The 18,511-nt window shown below is 72.0% G+C and carries 21 protein-coding genes and 1 pseudogene; 11 read left to right on the top strand and 11 right to left on the bottom strand.

The genetic code is table 11. From position 1 onward, the window contains the following. The 3 genes from ACXJKL_RS06715 to ACXJKL_RS06705 all read right to left on the bottom strand — a co-directional run. A partial coding sequence (locus ACXJKL_RS06715) for a galactokinase (RefSeq protein ID WP_457206281.1) occupies positions 1-685 on the bottom strand: 685 nt, incomplete at its 3' end. Continuing rightward, complete coding sequence (locus ACXJKL_RS06710; protein ID WP_457206280.1) at positions 685-1,479, bottom strand: deoxyribonuclease IV; 795 nt, start codon at positions 1,477-1,479, stop codon at positions 685-687. The genes ACXJKL_RS06715 and ACXJKL_RS06710, both read right to left, overlap by 1 nt. Before the next feature lie 76 nt (positions 1,480-1,555). Then, the gene (locus tag ACXJKL_RS06705; protein ID WP_457206279.1) at positions 1,556-2,494 is read right to left on the bottom strand and encodes a serine/threonine-protein kinase; all 939 of its coding nucleotides are present in this window, start codon (positions 2,492-2,494) and stop codon (positions 1,556-1,558) included. Positions 2,495-2,685: 191 nt separating this feature from the next. Here ACXJKL_RS06705 and rpsF point away from each other — a divergent pair, with 191 nt between their 5' ends. The 4 genes from rpsF (at position 2,686) to rplI (ending at position 4,536) form a co-directional block, all read left to right on the top strand. After that, positions 2,686-2,976 (top strand): 30S ribosomal protein S6, encoded by a 291-nt coding sequence (gene rpsF, locus ACXJKL_RS06700; protein WP_056926086.1) that lies wholly within the window; start codon positions 2,686-2,688, stop codon positions 2,974-2,976. A gap of 89 nt (positions 2,977-3,065) precedes the next feature. Then, complete coding sequence (locus ACXJKL_RS06695; protein WP_457206278.1) at positions 3,066-3,722, top strand: single-stranded DNA-binding protein; 657 nt, start codon at positions 3,066-3,068, stop codon at positions 3,720-3,722. A 113-nt stretch (positions 3,723-3,835) separates the two neighbouring features. Then, positions 3,836-4,072, top strand: coding sequence for a 30S ribosomal protein S18 (gene rpsR / locus ACXJKL_RS06690; RefSeq protein WP_017933521.1), 237 nt, complete (start codon positions 3,836-3,838; stop codon positions 4,070-4,072). Between the two features lie 17 nt (positions 4,073-4,089). Further along, a complete protein-coding gene (gene rplI, locus ACXJKL_RS06685) occupies positions 4,090-4,536 on the top strand; it encodes a 50S ribosomal protein L9 (protein WP_457206277.1) in 447 nt (148 codons plus the stop codon). A 103-nt stretch (positions 4,537-4,639) separates the two neighbouring features. Here rplI and ACXJKL_RS06680 read toward each other — a convergent pair whose 3' ends face one another. Genes ACXJKL_RS06680 through ACXJKL_RS06670 form a run of 3 tightly spaced genes read right to left on the bottom strand, consistent with a single transcriptional unit; the run spans position 4,640 to position 7,701 of the window. After that, on the bottom strand, positions 4,640-5,776 hold the full coding sequence (locus tag ACXJKL_RS06680) for a hypothetical protein (protein ID WP_457206276.1): 1,137 nt from the start codon (positions 5,774-5,776) through the stop codon (positions 4,640-4,642). A gap of 51 nt (positions 5,777-5,827) precedes the next feature. Then, complete coding sequence (locus ACXJKL_RS06675; RefSeq protein WP_457206275.1) at positions 5,828-6,379, bottom strand: hypothetical protein; 552 nt, start codon at positions 6,377-6,379, stop codon at positions 5,828-5,830. Continuing rightward, positions 6,376-7,701 (bottom strand): MATE family efflux transporter, encoded by a 1,326-nt coding sequence (locus ACXJKL_RS06670; protein WP_457206274.1) that lies wholly within the window; start codon positions 7,699-7,701, stop codon positions 6,376-6,378. The genes ACXJKL_RS06675 and ACXJKL_RS06670 overlap by 4 nt, the downstream gene beginning before the upstream one ends. Before the next feature lie 699 nt (positions 7,702-8,400). Between ACXJKL_RS06670 and dnaB the strand changes: the two genes are divergently transcribed. Continuing rightward, entirely contained in the window at positions 8,401-10,746 is a 2,346-nt protein-coding gene (gene dnaB / locus ACXJKL_RS06665) for a replicative DNA helicase (RefSeq protein WP_457206282.1), read from the top strand. Between the two features lie 6 nt (positions 10,747-10,752). On the opposite strand, the gene ACXJKL_RS06660 is transcribed toward dnaB, so the two are convergent. Beyond that, positions 10,753-11,331: a GNAT family N-acetyltransferase gene (locus tag ACXJKL_RS06660; protein ID WP_457206273.1), complete on the bottom strand. Its 579-nt coding sequence runs from the start codon at positions 11,329-11,331 to the stop codon at positions 10,753-10,755. Between the two features lie 107 nt (positions 11,332-11,438). On the opposite strand from ACXJKL_RS06660, the gene ACXJKL_RS06655 reads away from it, so the two are divergent. The 3 genes from ACXJKL_RS06655 to ACXJKL_RS06645 all read left to right on the top strand — a co-directional run bounded on the left by ACXJKL_RS06655 (position 11,439) and on the right by ACXJKL_RS06645 (position 12,675). Then, positions 11,439-11,657 (top strand): hypothetical protein, encoded by a 219-nt coding sequence (locus tag ACXJKL_RS06655; protein WP_457206272.1) that lies wholly within the window; start codon positions 11,439-11,441, stop codon positions 11,655-11,657. Between the two features lie 96 nt (positions 11,658-11,753). Continuing rightward, entirely contained in the window at positions 11,754-11,996 is a 243-nt protein-coding gene (locus tag ACXJKL_RS06650) for a hypothetical protein (protein WP_457206271.1), read from the top strand. 52 nt (positions 11,997-12,048) lie between these two features. Beyond that, complete coding sequence (locus ACXJKL_RS06645; protein ID WP_457206270.1) at positions 12,049-12,675, top strand: immunity protein Imm33 domain-containing protein; 627 nt, start codon at positions 12,049-12,051, stop codon at positions 12,673-12,675. 42 nt (positions 12,676-12,717) lie between these two features. Here the strand turns inward: ACXJKL_RS06645 and ACXJKL_RS06640 are convergent, their stop codons facing one another. The 4 genes from ACXJKL_RS06640 to ACXJKL_RS06625 all read right to left on the bottom strand — a co-directional run bounded on the left by ACXJKL_RS06640 (position 12,718) and on the right by ACXJKL_RS06625 (position 15,720). Then, on the bottom strand, positions 12,718-13,197 hold the full coding sequence (locus ACXJKL_RS06640) for a methyltransferase family protein (RefSeq protein WP_457206269.1): 480 nt from the start codon (positions 13,195-13,197) through the stop codon (positions 12,718-12,720). A 128-nt stretch (positions 13,198-13,325) separates the two neighbouring features. Beyond that, positions 13,326-14,057: a hypothetical protein gene (locus tag ACXJKL_RS06635; protein WP_457206268.1), complete on the bottom strand. Its 732-nt coding sequence runs from the start codon at positions 14,055-14,057 to the stop codon at positions 13,326-13,328. Positions 14,058-14,233: 176 nt separating this feature from the next. After that, a complete protein-coding gene (locus ACXJKL_RS06630) occupies positions 14,234-14,995 on the bottom strand; it encodes a sulfite exporter TauE/SafE family protein (RefSeq protein WP_457206267.1) in 762 nt (253 codons plus the stop codon). Beyond that, the gene (locus ACXJKL_RS06625) at positions 14,992-15,720 is read right to left on the bottom strand and encodes a FadR/GntR family transcriptional regulator (protein ID WP_457206266.1); all 729 of its coding nucleotides are present in this window, start codon (positions 15,718-15,720) and stop codon (positions 14,992-14,994) included. The genes ACXJKL_RS06630 and ACXJKL_RS06625 overlap by 4 nt, the downstream gene beginning before the upstream one ends. 96 nt (positions 15,721-15,816) lie before the next feature. Here ACXJKL_RS06625 and ACXJKL_RS06620 point away from each other — a divergent pair, with 96 nt between their 5' ends. The 3 genes and pseudogenes from ACXJKL_RS06620 to ACXJKL_RS06610 form a co-directional block, all read left to right on the top strand. Continuing rightward, positions 15,817-17,142, top strand: a complete 1,326-nt coding sequence (locus tag ACXJKL_RS06620) for an SLC13 family permease (RefSeq protein ID WP_457206265.1) — start codon at positions 15,817-15,819, stop codon at positions 17,140-17,142. Beyond that, a complete protein-coding gene (locus ACXJKL_RS06615; protein WP_457206264.1) occupies positions 17,139-18,311 on the top strand; it encodes a CaiB/BaiF CoA transferase family protein in 1,173 nt (390 codons plus the stop codon). Before ACXJKL_RS06620 ends, ACXJKL_RS06615 begins: the two co-directional genes overlap by 4 nt. After that, positions 18,308-18,511 (top strand): annotated as a pseudogene (locus tag ACXJKL_RS06610) (hypothetical protein); the annotation flags it as partial. The gene ACXJKL_RS06615 and the pseudogene ACXJKL_RS06610, both read left to right, overlap by 4 nt.

Below are 18,511 nucleotides of genomic sequence, written 5' to 3'. Positions count from 1 at the left end.
GGGAGGCGACGCCGAGCTCGGCCGCCGCCCGCTCGCACGCGTCGCGCCGCGACGCGTAGCCGCCGTCGGTGAGCACGTGCGGGGCGTGCGGGTCGATGACCAGCAGGGTCAGTCCGGCGGCGTCGAGGTCGCACGGCACCGCCTCGACGGTGCGGTCGCGGGCGTCGAAGAAGCTGAGGTGGTCGGCGCTCGAACGCAGGATCGCGGTCTGGTCCAGGAGGCCGGTCGGGGCGCCGACGTAGTCGTTCTCGGCCCGCTGGACGAGCAGGGCGAGCTCCTCGCGGGGCACGTCCTCGCCGGCGAGGCCGAGCAGCGCCAGCGCGACGGCGCACTCCAGGGAGTGGCTGGACGACAGGCCGCCGCCGCGGGGCACCTCGCTCGAGATGGCGAGGTCGGCCCCGGCCAGCGGGGCGCCGAGGCGCTCGCCGAGCACCCAGGCGATCCCGGCGACGTACRCCGCCCAGCCGGACACGTCGCCCGGCGTCGTGGTCGTCGCGAAGTCGGCGGGCTCGAGGTCGCCGGAGGTGGCGGTGATGCGCCCGTCGGTGCGCGGGGTCGCGGTGACGGTGGTCCGCTGCGGCAGGGCGAAGGGCAGCGCGAAGCCGTCGTTGTAGTCGGTGTGGTCGCCGATGAGGTTGACCCGGCCGGGCGCGGACCAGGTCTGGGTGCCGGTGCCGACGGCCATCAGATCCGCTCCCGCAGCCAGGCGATGTCGTCGGTGTGCTCGGCGGCCCCGCCGGGCGTCTCCAGGCAGACCGGCGCCTCGGCGTCGCGGATGATCGCGGCGAGCAGGTCGGGGTCGATGTGGCCGGCGCCCAGGTTGGCGTGCCGGTCGGCCCCGGAGTCGAAGGTGTCACGGCTGTCGTTGCAGTGCACCAGGTCGATGCGCCCGGTGATCGCTGTGACGTCCGCGACGACGGTCTCCAGCGGGTTGCCCCCGGCGTGCGCGTGGCACGTGTCGAGGCAGAAGCCGACCCGGTCGGCCTGCTCGGTGCCGCCGATCGCGTCCCAGACCCGGGCGATCCGCTCGAGGTGGCGGGTCATCGCGTGGTCGCCGCCCGCGGTGTTCTCGATGAGCAGCGGGAGCGTGAGGTCGGTCGCCTCGACCGCCTTGCGCCAGTTGTCGAACCCCTTCTCGGGGTCGTCGTCCTTGTTGACGTGGCCGCCGTGGACGATCAGGCCCTTGGCCCCGATCTCGGTCGCGGCGTCGACGTGCTGCTGCAGGAGCTTGCGGCTCGGGATCCGGATCCGGTTGTTGGTCGTGGCGACGTTGACGATGTACGGCGCGTGGACGTAGAGGTCGACGCCCGCCTCCGTGGCGGCCTCCCGCAGCGCCGCGGCGCCCCCGGCGTAGCGGATCTCGGGGCCCTTGTAGGACTGCGGGTCGCCGAGGAAGAACTGCACGAGCGGCGCCCGGCGGGCCTGTGCCTCGGCGATCGGGTCGGTCTGGTCCACGTGCGCGCCGATCAAGATGCTCATGGCGGTCAGGCTAGCCGTGGGCGCGGACATCGCGCCCGGGTCGGGACGTGGATCCCGGCGGTCGGGATCCCGGCGTTCACGACAGGACGCGGGCGACGACGACCGCGCACGTGACGAGCGCCCCGAGGCAGGCGACGACGCCGGCCCAGCCCCGCCAGTCGGGTGTGCCCGCGTCCGTGGGACGGCGGTCCCGCCGTCCTCCCGGGAGGGCGGGCAGGCGGTCCGGCACCGCAGGCCCGGGCTCGACGGGGATGTCGAGGCGGCGCAGCAGGCGCAGGGCGGCCTCGGCGGAGGCGAGCCGCTGCTCGGGGTCCACGACCAGGAGCCGCTCGAGGAGGGGCCGCAGCCGGCTCGAACCGATCGGACCCTGGCGGGACGGAGGCAGGCCGGTGAGGAGCTGCAGGCCGACGCGGCCCACGGCGTACAGGTCCTGGCACGGGTCCGGCGGCGCTCCCCGTGCCTGCTCGGGCGCCATGTAGCCGTCGGTGCCGATGGCGCCGGGGACCGTCGTCCACCGTCGGTCCTCGACGGGGGCGGCCACCCCGAAGTCGGCGAGGCGCAGGTGCGGGTCGAGGGGGCCGCCGGCCGCGAGCAGGAGGTTGGCGGGCTTCACGTCGCGGTGCACCAGCCCGGCGGCGTGGACGGCGGCGAGACCCATCAGGAGCTGCTCGAGCAACCGGGCGGCGTACCCCACGGGCAGTGGGCCGTGCTCGTCGAGCAGCTGCTGGACCGACCCGCCCGGCACGAGGTCCATGGCCAGCAGGACGAGGTCGTCCTCGGCGGCCCAGCCGGTGGGGGCCACCACGTGCGGGTGYCGCACCCGGACCGCCTGCTCGCGCACGAAGCGGGCGAGCAGGCTCGCCGAGTGCTGACCCAGGACCTTGACCGCCACCAGCTGGCCGGTGCGGGTGTCGTGGGCCCGCCACACCGAGCCCATGCCCCCGGCGCCGATCTGGTCGAGCAGCACGAAGCGTCCGGCGACCGGGGCGGACGGACGACCGGCGCGGGAGAGCACGACGACGACGCTAGCGGCGCACGCCGTGGCGTGCTGCCGGTCATCCACAGGCCCGGTCCTCGGGGATCGTCTGGGGATTGCCCCGGCGCGGTCAGCCGCTGCTAGCCTTTCCTGTCGCTCCCTATCCGTTGGGGGCATCCTCCTGCCACGGATCGTCCGTGGCCGCATGAGTCCGAAGGAGGTAGACACGCATGACGCGTGCCTACGAAGTGATGGTGATCCTCGACCCCAGTCTCGAGGAGCGCACCATCGAGCCGTCTCTCGACAAGTACCTCAACGTCATCCGCAAGGACGGCGGGTCCGTCGACAAGGTCGACGTGTGGGGCCGGCGCCGCCTGGCCTACGAGATCAAGAAGAACGCCGAGGGCATCTACGCGGTGATCTCGCTGCAGGCCGAGCCTGCGACCGTCAAGGAGTTCGACCGCCAGCTCACGCTGAACGAGTCGATCCTGCGTACCAAGGTCCTCCGCCCCACGCTCTGAGCGTGATTGTGGAGAACCTCCTCCTGATGTCGGTGGCCTCGGCAACGATGGCCCTCGACCTCACATCGTGATCATTAGGGAGTCCTGACATGGCAGGCGAGACCGTCATCACCGTCGTCGGCAACCTCGTCGACGATCCGGAGCTGCGCTTCACCCCCTCGGGTGCGGCCGTGGCCAACTTCCGGATCGCGTCGACGCCGCGCACCTTCGACCGTCAGAGCAACGAGTGGAAGGACGGCGACGCGCTGTTCCTCTCCTGCTCGGTCTGGCGTCAGGCCGCGGAGAACGTTGCCGAGTCCCTCCAGCGCGGCATGCGTGTCGTGGTGCAGGGCCGTCTCAAGTCGCGTCAGTACGAGACCCGCGAGGGCGAGAAGCGCACCGTCATGGAGATCGAGGTCGAGGAGGTCGGTCCGTCGCTGAAGTACGCGACGGCCAAGATCTCCAAGACCACCCGTTCCGGCTCCGGCGGGGGCGGCGGTTTCGGTGGCGGTGGCGGCAACTCCTCCTCGGGCGGCGACGACCCGTGGGCCACGCCCGCCCCCCAGGGTGGCGGTCAGGCCGGCGGTTACGGCGGCGGCCAGCCCGCGCAGTCCGGTGGCGGCTTCGGCGGCCAGCAGGGCGGCGGTCAGCAGGGCGGCGGCTACGGCGGCGGTTCCGGCGGCGGGTCCAACCAGGGCGGTGGCCAGCAGGCCAACGACCCCTGGGGCGCTCCCGGCGTGGGCGGCTCCGACGAGCCCCCGTTCTGATTCCTCACTGTTCTGATTCCTCACTGAGCACGAGCACCACCTCCCCGAATACACCTCAACCATTCCGGGCCAGTAACCAACCTGGTCCGGGCTTCTAGAAAGGAAGCACCACAATGGCCAAGGCAGTGATTCGCAAGCCGAAGAAGAAGGTTTGCCAGTTCTGCAAGGAGAAGGCGACCGGTGTCGACTACAAGGACACCACCCTGCTCCGCAAGTTCATCTCCGACCGCGGCAAGATCCGTGCGCGTCGCGTGACCGGCAACTGCGTCCAGCACCAGCGCGACGTGGCGATCGCCGTCAAGAACGCCCGCGAGGTCGCCCTGCTGCCCTACACGTCCACCGGACGCTGAGGAAGGGGAGAGACACCATGAAGCTCATCCTGACCCAGGAAGTCGACGGCCTCGGTGCCCCCGGCGACGTGGTCGAGGTCAAGGACGGCTACGGCCGCAACTACCTCGTGCCCCGTGGCCTCGGCATCCGCTGGACCCGCGGCGGCGAGAAGACCGTCGAGTCGATCAAGGGCGCACGCACGGCTCGCGCCGCGCGCGACGCCGACCACGCCAAGGAGATCAAGACCAAGCTCGAGGCCTCCGCGGTCTCGGTCAAGGTCCGCTCCGGCGCCGGCGGCCGCCTCTTCGGCGCCGTCACCACCGCGGAGATCGCCGAGGCGATCACCGAGGTCTCCGGTGCCCCGGTCGACCGCCGCACCATCGTCGTCGCCCAGCCCATCAAGGCGCTCGGTGCCCACGAGGTGTCGGTCAAGCTGCACGACGAGGTGTCGGCCACGGTCGCCCTCAACGTGATCCCGGCCTGACGCACACGCTCCACCTGCGCGGCCCGCTCCCTGCTGGGGGCGGGCCGTGCTGCATTTCCTGCGACGTCCGAGGGGCGTCGAGGTCGGGCAGTGAGGACGCCGCTCAGTCGCCCTTGCGGACGTTGGTCCGGGCTAGCACGGCGTCGATCGCGACCTTCCGGCCGCGGCTCAGCACCTCGATGACGACCTTGCCGCGCCGGGTGCCGGAGAACTGGTCGATGACCACGATCTCCCGCTGGGACGCCTTCGCGCGGCCGAGGTCGACGCTGCGCCAGCCGGTCGATCCGACGCGGACCCGGACCTTCCCGTACGACGGCGCGGTCGGGGCGTAGAGCCTCAGCTCACCGACCTTCCGGGTCTTCAGCACCAGCCGGGCGCCCCGGGCGCGGCTCACCAGGACGGAGCCGTCGAGGGCGCCCGGAGAGGTGCGCGTCCTCCAGCCGGTGCGCCGCCGGGGCTCGTCGGGCACGGAGAAGGCGAACGGCTCGGTCCAGGCGCTCGGCGTCCCGGCTCGGTCGACGGCACGCGAGGTGAAGACGTGGTCGCCGGAGGCGACGTCGGCCAGCACCCAGGCTCCGGGGGCGCAGGGGACGGCGGCCTGGTCGAGCAGGCACTCGAAGAGCGCGTCCTTCTCGTTGCTGTTGAGGCGGATCGGCAGCCGCCGTGACGGTACGACGGGGCGCTGCGGCGACTGCGCGTCGTACGCGTCGGGGTTCGCGAAGGCGACCGGGGCGGCGGTGTCCTGGCTCCACGTGAGGGTGGCCGGGGTGGCGTCGCGGTCGTCGCCGGCCTCGTCGTTCAGCGGGAGCAGGGGGGAGGAGGAGTAGGGGATGGCCTGGTCGTGGGCGTCGACGGCGCGGACCGAGAACGCATAGGCCTGGTCGGAGTCGACGAGTCCGGAGTAGGTGCGCGGACTGGTGCAGGACGTCCAGTCGTGTGCCTGCGCCGGACCGGTCAGCCGGCACTCCAGGGCGATCGGGTCGGCGTCCGCGTCGGTGTGCCGGCCCGTGAAGGTGAAGGTCATCGTGGAGGTGGCCACCCAGCCGCCGGCGTGGGGCGGCGTCGAGGCGACGACGGGACTCGTCTCCGGCGGGGTCGTGTCGTCGCATCCCGCCTGCAGGTATCCCGGCTCGGCCAGGCAGCCCGGCGAGGCGTACGACGGCGAGCCGAGCCCGACCGGCAGCAGGGCGGCGGCCAGCGCCGTGGCGGCGAGCGCGGCGGTCCGGCGAGTGGTGTTCATGTCTGCTCCGAGGTGGGTGATGACTGGCACAACGCCGGCCGGTGGGACAGGTTACGAGTCGCGGGACCGGGCGGCCGCGGCGTCCGCACCGTGCCGCGCGGTCGCCCAGGGTCGGGCGGCGTAGGAGAAGAGGAGAACGATCAGCAGCAGCACCACGCCGGCCGCACCGGCGTAGACGGCGGACAGCGCGTCGGCAGAGGCGTCGGCGGAGAAGGCGAGGACCGGTGCGAGGGCCGAGAGGCCGACGAGCACGGTCGTCGTACGCAGCCACGCGCTGGCCCGGCGATCGCCGGTGGCGCCGGCTCGCGCGGCGAGCTCGCGGCAGAGCAGCGCGCAGGTCGCGAGCTGGGGAAGGTTCACGGCCCACCACAGCGACGGGTGCAGGTCGTCGAGCGCGTCCTGCACGGGCGGCCACCACACCACAACAGCGACGGTCAGGGCGCTGACGGCCAGGGCACCGAGCACCGGGGAGAGCTGCAGCCGGCGGATCCCCAGCAGGACCAGTACCCAGCCGACGGCGTCCGGGAGGGCGTCGTACCCGTGGACGCGTGCCGTCAGCGCCACGACCAGCAGCCCCATGGCGACGGACTGGAGGGGCTTCACGCGCGAGACGCTAGCGCCCCCGTCACCAACCACGCGTCACCGCGGGCGCGGCGGGTCAGGATGACGTACCGCGCCCCCATGAAGACGACGACCATGGCCAGCCATACGGGCACGAGCCCCCCGGGGCCGAGGGCCGCGAGCAGGGCCACCGGGGCGTAGAGCACCAGCACGACCAGCCCGCCCCACGCGAGGTAGCGACCGTCGCCGGCGCCGATCAGCACGCCGTCGAGCACGAAGACCACGCCGGCGACCGGCTGGCCGAGGGCGGCGACGAGCAGCACCGGCACCAGGAGCCGCTGGACGTCCGGATCGGAGGAGAAGAGCGCCCCGACCCACGGCGCGCACGCGGCGAGGAGCAGCCCGGTGGCGAGTCCGCCGACCCAGCCCCAGCGGACCAGGCGGTCGGTGAGCCGGCGCGTCCCCTCGACGTCTCCGGCCCCCAGCGCGCGGCCGGTGATCGCCTGCGCGGCGATGGCCAGGGCGTCGAGGGTGAAGGCGAGGAAGGTCCACAGCGTGAGGGCGATCTGGTGGGTCGCCAGGTCGAGCGCGGAGTCGGTGCCGGCGAGCGTGACGGCGTACGTGCCGACGAGCAGGCAGGCGCGGAGGGTCAGCGTCCGCATCACCAGGGGCGTGCCGGCGTGTGCCGCGGCTCGGATCCCGCGGAGGTCCGGGGAGAGCGGAGCGCCCTCGCGGCGCGCGGCCCGGACGACGACGGCGACCAGCACGGCGGCGCTGGCGACCTGGGCGATGAGCGAGCCGACGGCCGAGCCGGCGATGCCGAGGTCGAGGCCGTGGACGAGGGTGACGTTGAGGACGATGTTGGCGATGTTGCCGCCCACGGCGACCCACAGCGGGGTGCGGGTGTCCTGGAGTCCCCGCAGGACACCGGTCGTGGCGAGCATGAGCAGCAGGGGCGTGGTCCCCCAGATGGCGATGCGCAGGTACGTCGTGGCCTGCGCGCTCACCGCGTCCCCCGCACCGAAGAGCCCGACGAGGGGCGCGGCGAGGACGAAGCCGGCCACGGTGGCGACGCCGCCGATGAGCACGGCCAGCCAGCAGCCGTCGATGCCCTGGGCGAGGGCGCCGCGCAGGTCCCCGGCGCCGAGGTGGCGCGCGACGCTGGCCGTGGTGCCGTAGGCGAGGAAGACGCAGAGACCGACGACGGTCTGCAGAACCGCTCCGGCGACGCCGAGCCCGGCCAGCGGCGTGGTCCCGAGGTGTCCCACGACGGCGGCGTCGGAGAGCAGGAAGAGGGGTTCGGCGACCAGTGCCAGGAAGGCCGGGACGGCGAGTCGCAGGATCTCGCGGTCGGTCGTGGTCACGCCGGCCAGCGTAACGACCAAGGAGGGCCGATGACCATGACATGTGACGCATGTGAAAGTTCGAGCCACCCGAAGGGACTACCTGTGTACAACCCGACCGGACCTGTGGGAAATGCGCCGGTTGTGCTGCATGTCGACAAACCGACCGGCGACTCCCACATGTCGAGAAGGTGGACGGCGGGTGCGGGGAGAAGATTTCGGTCCACAGCCCCATAGATGCGTTTGCGCAGGTCAGAGCGGTGTCGAGTGGGGCGGACCGGGGGTTGTCCACAGCCCGGTCCCCAACCAGTGCACAACTTGCCGCGTGTCGTCCACGGTAATCCACCTCTTATCCCCAGGGCCTGTGGATAACTCGGCGTTGCGGACTGGTCGGTCGGCGTGCGGGCCACGTAGCGTCACGCGATGCGGGACCCGGACCTCGGGCGACGCACGACGGCGGACCGGCGTCGTACGCAGTGATGTCGGTGAGTGTCCCTAGGGTCTGCACCAGGCGCAGCGGCAAGGGCCGGGAGTGGCCAGGACGAGGAGTTTCGGGTGAGCATCGCGGGCCAGGACCTGGGGCACGACAGCGGACCCCGCGACCCGGAGTACGACTGGGGTGACGGCCCCGCGGCGTACGAGCCGGGCAACTCCCCCCGCCAGCCCGGCGACCGCACGCCTCCCCAGGACAACGCGGCCGAGCAGTCGGTGCTCGGCTCGATGCTCATCTCCAAGGACGAGATCGCCAACGTCACCGAGACCCTGCGCGGCGTCGACTTCTACCGTCCCGCGCACGAGAAGATCCACGACGCGATCATCGACCTCTACGGTCGCAGCGAGCCCGCGGACCCGATCACCGTGGCCGCCGAGCTGGCGCGCCGCGGTGAGCTGTCCAACGTCGGGGGTGCGCCCTACCTCCACACGCTGTCGGCCAACGTGCCGATCGCCGCCAACGCTGCCTACTACGCCGAGATCGTCGTGCAGATCGGCTACGCCGGCGWGGGGGCCGTCGACGACGTCGTCGACCAGGCCCAGGCCGAGGTCTACAAGATCACCGACCGTCGCACGGCGGAGGACTACGCGCCCCTGTCGGACATCATGAACCCCGTCCTCGACGAGATCGAGGCGATCGGCAACCGCGAGGCCGGCCTGTACGGCGTGCCCACCGGCTTCGCCGACCTCGACGACCTCACCAACGGCCTCCACTCCGGCCAGATGATCATCGTCGCGGCGCGACCCGCCATGGGCAAGGCGCTCGCCCTCGACACGCCGCTGCCCACGCCCAGCGGCTGGACGACCATGGGTGAGGTCGCGGTGGGTGACCTGCTGTACGACGCCGACGGACGCCCGACCCGGGTGGTCGCGGCGACCGAGGTGATGGAGGACCGGCCCTGCTACGAGGTCCGGTTCTCGGACGGTTCGTCCATCGTCGCGGACGCYGAGCACCAGTGGCTCACCGAGACCCGGGCCGCCCGCAAGTCGAAGTGGGCCGCCGACCACCACTACACCAGGGCCCGCAACCAGCAGGTGCACGCTTCCGTGGTGACGACCGAGCAGATCGCCGCGACCGTCCGCCTCGGCACCGAGCAACGCGCCAACCACGCGGTGCTCAACGCGTTGCCGCTGGTGGGCAGCTCCGACGACCTGCTCATCGACCCGTACGTCCTGGGGGCGTGGCTCGGCGACGGACACAGCGCCGGCAACCGCATCACGTGCGAGACCGACGAGATCCCGATGTTCATCGAGGGTCGCGGCTACCGGGTGGAGCCCAAGGGGGACATGCTCTACTCGATCCGACTTCACGAGGACGAGGCGATCGAGGCAGTCCGCGGGGTGTGCGTCGACTGTGGGAGCACGTGCTCGGGGGCGCGTCGGTGTGCTGCCTGCCACGCCGACAACTCGTTCACTGCTCAGCTCCGTCGGGTGGGCGTGCTCGGGGACAAGCACGTGCCGATGGCCTACCTGCGTGCGAGCGAGGATGCGCGCCGCGCTCTGCTCGCCGGACTGATGGACACCGACGGCACGGTCGTGCGGGGTGTCGGCAGCTGCCAGTTCGCGGTGACCAACGAGCGGCTCGCTCGCGACGTCTACGAGCTCGTCGTGAGCCTCGGCTACCGCTGCGGGCTTCGCACCAAGCGGGTCCAGGGCCGCAGCGAGGCCTCCTCCACGTGCTACATCCTGAACTTCTCGACGACCGACGACGTGTTCTTCCTGGAGCGCAAGCACCTGCTCCACAAGGAGGAGCGCCCGGCGAGCACCGTGCGCATCGGTCGCCGCTACATCACCCACGTCACGCCTGTCCCCTCCGTGCCGGTCCGGTGCGTGCAGGTCGACAACGACGACCACTTGTACCTGGCGGGTGAGTCGATGATCCCTACCCACAACTCGACCCTCGCCCTCGACTTCTGCCGCGCGGCGTCGATCCACAACAACCTCACCAGCTGCTTCTTCAGCCTCGAGATGACGCGCTCCGAGATCATGATGCGACTCCTGTCCGCCGAGGCGAAGGTGCCGCTCAACCACATCCGCAACGGCCAGATGGGCGACCAGGACTGGGACGCGCTGGCCCGCAAGATGGGGCAGGTCTCCGGTGCGCCGATGTTCATCGACGACTCGCCCAACATGACGATGATGGAGATCCGGGCCAAGGCTCGCCGCCTCAAGCAGCGCCACGACCTCAAGCTCATCGTCATCGACTACATGCAGCTGATGAGCTCGGGCAAGAAGGTCGAGTCCCGCCAGCTCGAGGTCTCGGAGTTCTCGCGCCAGATCAAGCTGCTGGCCAAGGAGCTCGAGCTGCCGATCATCGCGCTCTCGCAGCTCAACCGTGGTCCCGAGCAGCGCGGCGACAAGCGCCCGATGATGAGCGACCTGCGTGAGTCCGGCTCGCTGGAGCAGGACGCCGACATGGTGATCCTGCTGCACCGCGACGACGTCTACGAGAAGGAGTCGACCCGCCCCGGCGAGGCCGACCTGATCGTGGCCAAGCACCGCAACGGCCCGACCCGCGACCTGACCGTGGCCTTCCAGGGTCACTACTCGCGGTTCGTGGACATGGCGCACTGACGCCGGTCACCGCACCGGGGGCGTCGTCGGCGTCGTGCTCGGCCTCGATCCGTCGGTGCCCCGGCCCGGGTCGAGGTGCACCACGACGGCCAGGACGCCCGGCCCGGCCAGGTCGACCTCGACGTCCCCCAGGGCCCGGAGCATGGCGAGCGAGGCGAGGTTGTCGGCGCGGGTGACGGTGCGGATCCGCTCGACCCCGTCCGGGCGTTGCGTCATCAGGATCTCCAGCAGCGCCGTCGCCACACCACGCCCCTGCCACTCGTCGACGACCGTGACGCCGAGGTCCGCGGCGGAGGCGTCGTCCGCGTAGCGGATGATCCGGGCGAGGCCCACCGGGACCTCCGTCCCGTCCTCGGCCGTGATCATGGCGACCAGCGCGACGTGGTCGACGCCGTCCACGTCGTCCACCAGATGGTCGAGCATCGTCTGGGTCAGCGTCGGGACCGCGGCCAGGAACCGGCCGGACCGTGTCCGGAGTGACAGGTGCTCGTACTCCTGCCGGAGCGCCTCGCGGTTGGCCGCGACGAGGGGTACGACGAAGCCGTCCGTGCCGTCGCGGAAACGTACCGGTGTCAGGTCATCCACGCTGCCGCCCGTCGTACGGAGGACACTGAAGCCAGTGTCATTGCAGACGCGAGGCGCGACCAGGGACCTTCGTCCCGCGGCGCGAGACGGAACCGGAGGTGGGGGACATGGCTGAGATCGTGCTGCGGGTGCGCCTGACGAGTGGTGACCAGCTCGACGTCACCTACCAGGGGGACGGCGACGAGGACGAGCTCATCGACCGGGTCGTCGCCACCCTCGCGGACGCCTCCGGGGTGCTGCGCACCAGTCATGGCGACCGGCTCCTGGTGCTCTACGCACGGGGCGTGGCCGCCGTCGAGATAGCGCCCCGCGGGGCGGTCCTCTAGCTGTGATCCCCGGTGCCACGCGATCTGCACCCACAAATTGAGCACGTTTGCCGCCAATTTCGCGCCGCGGGCGTCTCTCGCGAGGAGGCTCGCACCATGACCGGTCCGATGTTCGAGGAGTGGGCCGCGGCGATCAGCGAGCTGWTGGGCGCGGCCGACGACTTCGCCGTGCGGGCCCAGGCGCAGGAGGCCTCGCGCGACCGGTCGCGCCCCGGCACGGGCCTGCACCACCAGCACGCCCACTCGGCGACGCTGTGGCGCCTGGCCGAGCACCGGCTCCGCACCCGGATCCGCGAGCTGGAGCTGGAGGCCGGGGCCGACCGCAGCCCGGCGGTGTAGACCCCGCACGCAGCCTCCTCCCCGGGCGTGCCGACTGTGCGAGGCTCGCTCCATGGGCACCGTCGACGAGGGACGCGGCCGGCGCGTCGACTACCGGCTGGCGGGCGCCGCGGCCCTCGCCGAGGCCACCGCACGCGTCTTCGTCGTCCCCAGGCCCGCCGAGCGCAGGGGCGTGCTTCCCGGCGATCTCGTCGAGGTCCTGTGCGAGATCGTCGACCCGGTGGAGGGGATGCCGGGCGTGGAGCGGCTCTGGGTGCGCGTCTCGCGAGCGCGCGGCACCGAGCTCCACGGCGTGGTGGACGCCGAGCCGAGGTTCATCACGACCGTGGGTCCCGGTGACGAGATCGCCTTCGGTCCCGAGCACGTCGTCGCGACCCACGACCTCTCGGCCGCACGCACCGCCGTCGTGAGCCGGCGAGCCCACGTCGAGGACACCCGGCCGCGCTTCGTCTACCGGCAACCCCCCATGAGCCCGTCGGACTCCGGTTTCTCCGTCATGGTGGGCGACGAGTCGCAGGCGGAGCTGGACGATCCCGGGGCGTTGACGTCGCACGCCCTCGGTGTCCTGCTGGCCCGATGGCCCGAGCTCGGGCCGGTCTTCGCCTCCCGGTCCGTGGAGGGCGAGTGGATCTGGGACGAGTCGACGCGGAGGTACGTGCCGCGCCCGTCTCCGAGGTGACCGGGTCCTCGTCAGGGACGCGGTGCGCACACCACGGGTCGGTCAGCCCAGCAACCGGCGTCCGGCCGCGATCGACCGACCATCCAGCCACCGGGGCGCCGACGCCCGGTAGGCCTCGTAGTCGGCGCCGAAGTTGGCCAGCAGGGCAGGTTCCTCCGCGGCGATCTGTGAGCGGTCGATGACGAGCGTGAAGGCGGCGACCGGGAGCAGCGCGGCCCAGGACCCGCGGCGTACGGCGTGTGCGACGAGCAGCCCGGTCAGGCCGACGTACATCGGGTTCCGGGTGACCGCGTTGACGCCGGTCGTCACCAGCACGGCCGCCTGCGACGGGTCGAACGGCTCGAGGGTGGTGCCCTGGCTCCGGAACTGCCGCACCGCGGCGGCGGCCAGTCCCACCGAGGCCCCGGTGAGTGCGGTGGCGGCCACCGTCCGGGGAGCCGAACGCGACGACCCACCCCTGCTCAGCGCCCACTGGCCGATGCCCGCGACGAGGGCCATCAGGGGAGGAGGGGGACGCGTCACGCCACCCACCATGCCACCGTCGGGGCCCGCCGTCGATGGTCCCGTCACGCACGGCCAGCGCAGACGGGCATCAGGGGCGGCACCCGACCGGGTGCCGCCCCTGACGTGGCGCTGCTGTCGTGGACGGCTCAGCCGACGCGGACCTTCTTCGACGACGCGGCCGGGATCGCCGGCCCGGACCCACCGACGATGACCTCACCGGCGCCGGCGAACTTCGCGCGGATGAAGGTCTTCTTGCGGGTCTTGAGCTTCGTCTTGGCCACACCGGTGCTCGAGGTGGTGACGGTCTTGATGGTCTTCCACTTCTTGCCGACCTTCTTCTGGAAGGCGACCGGCTGACCGGCGACCGGCGCGGCGGTGCCGTCCGTCTTCGCGACCAGGCGGGACTTGGCGGTCACCTTCGTGCCCTTGGTCTTCGCCTTCAGCGACAGCGAGGTGCTCGCCTTGCCGACCACCTGGAAGGTCGACGGCGCCCCGTTGATCGCGTCGTAGTACGTCTTGCCGGAGGCGTCGGTCCAGGTCTTCAGGATCGGCTGCAGCGTCCAGGTGCCGCGGGGCTCGATCCGGCCGCAGATCTGGATGGTGGTCGTGCCGCTCAGCGGGGACCCGTTGATCGTGCCGACGTAGCTGCTCACGCCCTCGGCGCCCGTGGGGTAGACGGGCTTGATCTGCAGGAACCAGCTCTTCGCGTCGGCGGGGATGTTCACCGTGTAGCTCACCGGCTGGTCGATGCAGGTGTCGCCGACGTAGGCGGTGGGCGTGGTGGCGGTGGACTCGCCCACGGCGTGGGCGGGAGCGGCGGTCGCGACGAGTGCGGCGGCCGTCATGGCGAGCGCGGCGATCCGGGCGGTGAGCTTCATCGAGGTCCTTCGGGTCGGTGGGTCGGGCGGCCGGGGGTGTGCCGGAGGCGGCACGCGGCCAGACACTCCCCCGGCAGCACGGAGGCCAAACCCATCGCGACCAATCGGGTCGGGCTCAGCTCCGGCCGTTCAGCTCCAGCCGTTCAGTTCCAGCCGTTCAGTTCCACGCCGGCCGCTCAACTCCACAGCAGGAACGCGCCGACCAGCCCCGCGACGACGATCCCCGCGCGCAGCAGCGTGGCCGGCAGTCRCCGACCGACCCGGGCGCCGACGTACCCGCCGACCACGGACCCGCTGGCGAGCAGGACGACGGCGCGCCAGTCGATCTCGGCGGCGACGATGAAGATGACGCTCGCGACGAGGTTGGCCGCCAGCACCGCCAGCGTCTTGAGCGCGTTGGCCACGCGGAACGGCAGGTCGGTGCCGAGGCCGAGGACGGCGAGCATCATCACCCCCGAGCCGGCGCCGAAGTACCCGCCGTACGCCCCGGTGATGGTGGCGAACAGCCCGGTGAGCGGCGAGACGTGGTGGCGCTCGGCGGCATCGGTGCCACGCCGGGAGCGCAGCCACGCGGACAGCCGCGGCTGGACGCCGACGAGCACGCAGGTGCCCAGGATGAGCCACGGCACCACTGCCTCGAAGACGGTCGCGGGCAGGGCCAGCAGCAGGACCGCGCCGACCACCGAGCCCACCGCACAGGTGCCGAGCACGACCGCGGTGACCCGCGGGTGCTCGCGCAGCTCGCTGCGGTAGCCCCACGAGCCGCTCAGCGCGCCGGGCGTCAGGCCGACCGTGTTGGAGGCGTTGGCCACCACCGGGGGCAGCCCCACGGCGACGAGCACCGGGAAGCTCAGCAGCGAGGCGATACCCACCGTCGAGGTGAGGATCCCGGCGCCGAGGCCGGCCAGCAGCACCAGGAGCTGTTCGGATCCCGTCACGTCGTACGCAGCACGGCCACGTCGCTGACCATCTCGACGTGCGCGTGCATCGCGCGCGCCGCACCGTCCGGGTCGCCGGCGCGGATGGCGTCGGCGATCGCGCGGTGGCCGGCCAGGGAGGCGCGGGGGCGCTCGGGCTGCGACAGCGACTCGATGCGGGTCTCGCGGATGAGGTGGGCGATCTCGCCCATGAGCTGGGAGAGCAGCAGGCTGTGGGCGGCCGCGGTCACGGCCGCGTGGAAGTTCTCGTCGCCCTCCACGCCGCGCCCCCCGCGATCGATGTCGGCCTCCATGCCGACCAGGGCGTCCTCGATCCGGTCGAGGTCGGCCTCGGTACGCCGCCCCGCGGCCAGCGCCGCGATCTTGGTCTCGAGGGCGTCGCGGGTGTCGATGATCTCGGGCAGTCGGTGGGCGTGGGCGCGCACTGCCTCCACGATCCGGGTGGCGCCGGGGGAGGTCGCCACCACCGTGCCGTCGCCGTGCCGGACCGCCACCGCGCCGATCACCTCGAGCGCCACCAGCGCCTGGCTCAGGGTCGCCCGGCTCACCCCGAGGCGCGCGGCGAGCTCCCGTTCCGGAGGCAGCTTGTCACCCGGCCGGAGGTCGTGCTCGGCGATCCACGTGGAGATCTGCTCGGCCACCTGCTCGTAGAGCCGCACCCGGGACAGCGGCGCCGGGAACGACGGCCCGGGGGCGCGGAGCGGGGGTGGGGTCGGGTCGGACATGACCCCATCCTATTGACAGATGGTCGAGTGGGCTATTGGCTAGGCCACTGATCCAGTACGTGACACCGGTCACGTCGCAGGCAGAAGGAGCCCCCTATGGGAGCGGAATGGGTAGCGATCATCGCGTTGGTCGCCTTGTTCGTCGTGGGCACGCTGTTGCCCATCAACATGGGGGCGCTGGCGTACGTCGCGGCGTGGTTCGTGGGCATGTACGCCCTGGACCTCGACGAGAAGGAGATCCTCAGCGGGGTCAGCGGTGACCTGATCCTCACGTTGATCGGCGTCACGTACCTGTTCGCCATCGCCCGCAACAACGGGACGGTCGACCTCATCGTGCGCACCGCCGTCCGGGCCGTGGGTGGACGGGTCGCCCTCATCCCCTGGGTGATGTTCGCGGTGACCGCCGTCCTGACGGGCATCGGCGCCGTCAGCCCGGCCGCCTGCGCGATCATCGGCCCGATCGCCCTCGGCTTCGCCGGCCGCTACGGCATCAGCCCGCTCATGATGGGCATGTTCGTCGTGCACGGCGCCCAGGCCGGCGGCTTCTCCMCGATCAGCATCTACGGCGTCATCACGAACTCCGTGATGGAGGACGCGGGCCTGCCGTCGAGCGAGATCACCGTCTTCCTGGCCAGCCTGGTCGTCAACACGGTGATGGCGGCGATCCTGTTCGTGGTGCTCGGCGGACGCAAGCTGATGTCGATGCGGATCGACCCCGACGACCCCGACACGCTCGACGAGGACCTGCACCGGGGCGGCGCGACCGTGCCGGCCCGCGGCTACGGCACGTCGATCCCCACCGGCACCCAGGCGGTCGGCGTCCGTCGCGACCAGCTCCTGACCCTGGTCGCGTTCGTCAGCGTCGCACTCGTGTCCTTGATCTTCGACAAGAACATCGGCTTCGTCTCGATCACCGCCGCCGTCATCCTCGCGATGCTGGCGCCCAACGAGCACAAGGACGCGGTCAAGCAGATCGCCTGGCCGACCGTGCTGCTCGTCGCCGGTGTCAGTACCTACGCCACGATCCTGACCACCGCCGGCTCCCCGGAGTTCGTCGGCAACTGGGCCGCGGGCCTGGGCGTCGCCGCGATCGGCGCGCTGGTCCTCTGCTACGTCGGTGGCGTCGTCTCCGCGTTCGCCTCCTCCACCGCCCTGCTCCCGGTGATCATCCCGATCGCCGTGCCGCTGATCGCGGACGGCGGCATCAACGCGGGGCTGTTCGTCGCGGCCCTGGCGGTCTCGTCGACCATCGTCGACGTCAGCCCGTTCTCCACCAACGGCGCGCTCATGCTGGCCAACCGACCGGACTCCATCAGCGAGCCCGTCTACTACAAGCAGATCCTCACCTACGGCATCATCGTCACCCTGGTCGGTCCGCTGGCCGTCTGGGCCGCCCTCGTCCTGCCGGGGTGGGGCTCGTGACCGGCCCGCTGGAGGGGATCCTGGTCGTCGACCTCACCCGCGCGCTGGCCGGACCGCACGCCACGATGATGCTGGGCGACCTGGGCGCTCGCATCGTCAAGGTCGAGGCGCCGGGCCACGGGGACGACACCCGCGGCTGGGGCCCGCCCTTCGTCGGGCCCGAGGACGATCGCCAGTCGACGTACTTCCTCTCGACCAACCGCAACAAGGAGTCCATCGCCCTGGACCTCAAGGCGGACGCCGACCGCGAGGTGCTCCTGCAGCTGGTGGATCGCGCCGACGTGCTCGTCGAGAACTTCCGTACCGGCGTCCTCGAGCGCCTGGGCCTGGGGATCGACTCGCTCGTGGAGCGCAACCCGCGGCTCGTGGTGCTGTCCATCACCGGATTCGGCCACGACGGCCCCGAGGGCGGTCGGGCCGGCTACGACCAGATCGCCCAGGGCGAGGCCGGCGTCATGTCCCTCACCGGTTCCGGTCCCGACGACCCGCAGCGGGTCGGCGTACCGATCGGCGACCTGCTCGCCGGCATGTACGGCGCGTACGGCGTCCTCGCCGCGCTCCACGAGCGCTCGACCACCGGCCGCGGCCAGGTCGTGCGCACCTCCCTGCTGTCGGCACTCGTCGGCGTGCACGCCTTCCAGGGCACGCGCTGGACGGTGGCCGGCGAGGTCGGACGCGCGCAGGGCAACCACCACCCCTCGATCGCGCCGTACGGACTGTTCCGCTGCCGCGACGGGGCGGTGCAGATCGCGGTCGGCAGCGAGGGGCTGTGGCGCCGGCTGTGCGACGGCTTCGGCATCGACCCGGCCACGCCGGGGCTGGAGACCAACCGCGACCGCGTCGGCGCCCGCGAGCGCACCATCGAGGTCGTCGAGGCGGCCTTCGCCGAGTACGACGCCGCGGCGCTGCTCGCCCGCCTCGACGAGGTCGGCGTACCCGCTGGCAAGGTGCGCGGCCTGGACGAGGTCTACGAGTGGGACCAGACGCGGAGCCAGGGGCTGCTGGTCGACGTCGAGCACGCAACGCTCGGGAGCGTCACCCTGCCCGGACCGCCGCTGCGCTTCTTCGACGCCTCGGGCAGCGAGACCACCCGGCGCGACCACTCGGCGCCGCCGCTGCTCGACCAGCACGGCGAGGCTCTCCGCAGCTGGCTGGAGGAGCGGGAGTGAGTGACGCGCCCACCCCGGAGTCCCGCCGGCGCTGGGGTGCCGAGGAGCTGCTCGAGCTCGTGCTCGACACGGACTCGTGGCAGTCGTGGGACCGGCCCATCGACATCTCCGGCCACGACGAGGGCTACCAGCGCGAGCTGCGGGCGGCGCGGGAGAAGGCGGGCACGGACGAGTCCGTGATCACCGGCCGCGGGCTGGTC

It is taken from the genome of Nocardioides sp. P5_C9_2 (genome assembly GCF_054049555.1).
This window is presented reverse-complemented; position numbering and strand designations above follow the sequence as displayed.

Coding starts and splice junctions, on each gene's coding strand:
- ACXJKL_RS06635 (WP_457206268.1), bottom strand. CDS start 14,057: ATGAAGCTCACCGCCCGGATCGCCGCGCTCGCCATGACGGCCGCCGCA.
- ACXJKL_RS06710 (WP_457206280.1), bottom strand. CDS start 1,479: ATGAGCATCTTGATCGGCGCGCACGTGGACCAGACCGACCCGATCGCC.
- ACXJKL_RS06655 (WP_457206272.1), top strand. CDS start 11,439: ATGGCTGAGATCGTGCTGCGGGTGCGCCTGACGAGTGGTGACCAGCTC.
- rpsR (WP_017933521.1), top strand. CDS start 3,836: ATGGCCAAGGCAGTGATTCGCAAGCCGAAGAAGAAGGTTTGCCAGTTC.
- ACXJKL_RS06625 (WP_457206266.1), bottom strand. CDS start 15,720: ATGTCCGACCCGACCCCACCCCCGCTCCGCGCCCCCGGGCCGTCGTTC.
- rpsF (WP_056926086.1), top strand. CDS start 2,686: ATGACGCGTGCCTACGAAGTGATGGTGATCCTCGACCCCAGTCTCGAG.
- ACXJKL_RS06645 (WP_457206270.1), top strand. CDS start 12,049: ATGGGCACCGTCGACGAGGGACGCGGCCGGCGCGTCGACTACCGGCTG.
- ACXJKL_RS06695 (WP_457206278.1), top strand. CDS start 3,066: ATGGCAGGCGAGACCGTCATCACCGTCGTCGGCAACCTCGTCGACGAT.
- ACXJKL_RS06680 (WP_457206276.1), bottom strand. CDS start 5,776: ATGAACACCACTCGCCGGACCGCCGCGCTCGCCGCCACGGCGCTGGCC.
- rplI (WP_457206277.1), top strand. CDS start 4,090: ATGAAGCTCATCCTGACCCAGGAAGTCGACGGCCTCGGTGCCCCCGGC.